The organism is Corynebacterium sp. MSK047, assembly GCF_030232285.1.
Taxonomy (GTDB): domain Bacteria; phylum Actinomycetota; class Actinomycetes; order Mycobacteriales; family Mycobacteriaceae; genus Corynebacterium; species Corynebacterium jeikeium_D.
Genome location: NZ_JASPJI010000049.1, coordinates 1 through 1,601, shown reverse-complemented (window position 1 = coordinate 1,601; position 1,601 = coordinate 1). Strand labels below are relative to the sequence as shown.

Here is a 1,601-nt window from a genome sequence, read left to right as displayed (position 1 = left end):
CGTTGTTCTGGCCCCCGCCCGTAATGACACCGTGCCGATTCAAGAAGTATCTGTCCAGACCGCTTGCCATTGAAGGCGAGCCTGTCAAGCTGTTTGTGTGTGGGGCTTTCGGGTAAGTGTTTTATAGGTAGTTTGTGAATCGTTCGGGATAGGCCACTGCCATCTGGTTTATGGCTTGTTTCCAGTTGGTGACCTTGCTGCCTTCGATGAGTCTTCCGCTGGTAGCCGCAGCTTTCTTGCCCTGTTTCGCGCGTTTGGCCGCGCGTTTATCCTCGATATTGCAGATCATCAACCACAGCGTCTTAATCGCAGAATCGTCATTGGTAAACTGCACACGGTTACGGGTGGCTTTACGCAGCTCGTTATTCATCGACTCAATCGAGTTTGTCGTATAGATAACCTTCCTGGCCATCGGCGGGAACTGCAGAAACGGCACGAAACGATCCCACGCATCCGTCCAGACCTTGACTGATTGGGGATATTTCTGGCCCAGTTCTGAGTCGGCGAATTCCTCCAGCGCTGCCTTGGCGGTTGTTTCATCCGGGGCGGTGTAGACCTTCTTCAACGACGCAGATACTGCCTTGCGACCACCGTAGGCTACCCACCGGTTTGCTGCCCGAATCAAATGCACCACACAGGTCTGGACCATCGAATCCGGCCACGTTGCTTCCACCGCTTCCGGCAGGCCTTTCAAACCATCGCAGCAGACAATAAACACGTCCTGGACTCCACGGCTTGCCAGGTTCGCGCACACATGAGCCCAGAAGGAGGCGCCTTCTTCTTTCGCCAACCAGATACCCAGGATGTGTTTGATACCGTCCATATCCACGCCGATAACCAAATAGGCGGACTTGTTGACTACGCGTCCACCGTCGCGGACTTTAATCCGCAGCGCGTCAAGAAATATTACTGGGTAAAACTCGTCTAGCTGCCGGTTTTGCCAGATCATGACCTCATCTAGCACCGCATCAGTTACCGCGGAAATCGTCTCGTGAGAGATATCAACTCTCATCGCTGTGGCCATATGATGCTGGATATCGCGCACTGTCATGCCACCGGCATACAAGCTAATGATCATGTCATCGACATCAGTCAACCGGCGTGAGCCTTTGGGCACCATGGTCGGCAAAAATGTGCCCTGGCGATCGCGTGGGACGGTGACATCGACCGGGCCGTAGTTCGAATCAACCTTTTTGACATACGAACCATTGCGGTAATTATCGCCACCACCAGCCGATTTGGCCTCCCGGTCGCCTTTGGAATAGCCCAAATGAGCATCCATTTCGGCTTCTAGCCCGCGGGTGACCGAGGCCTGCAAGAGCCCGCGCACCAAATCATTCGCGTCGGTCGCGGTGGTTCCCAGCTCGTCAATTAGCTTGGCTATCTCGGGGTTTGCCAGCAGTCTTTGCTCGATCGCTTTAATCTTCGCGGAATCTTCTGGATCTCGTTTCGCCACAGAATCCATTATGGTTTATCTCCTTCATGTAAGGGAAACCCCTCACACACAAACCATTAGACACTCTCTTGAAGGCATGTTAGAGTTTGGGGCATGTCGAGTCCCGAATCAGACAGGTCAGGGGTTGTCGGTCACACCGCCAGCC

At 53.8% G+C, this 1,601-nt stretch carries 1 protein-coding gene; it reads right to left on the bottom strand.

The features are described from left to right. Positions 1-121 precede the first annotated feature (121 nt). Positions 122-1,465, bottom strand: coding sequence for an IS256 family transposase (locus QP981_RS11125; protein WP_284858020.1), 1,344 nt, complete (start codon positions 1,463-1,465; stop codon positions 122-124). Between the last annotated feature and the right edge of the window lie 136 nt (positions 1,466-1,601).

Bases quoted from the DNA above. Each gene is read 5' to 3' on its own strand.
- QP981_RS11125 (WP_284858020.1), bottom strand. From the start codon at position 1,465: ATGGATTCTGTGGCGAAACGAGATCCAGAAGATTCCGCGAAGATTAAA.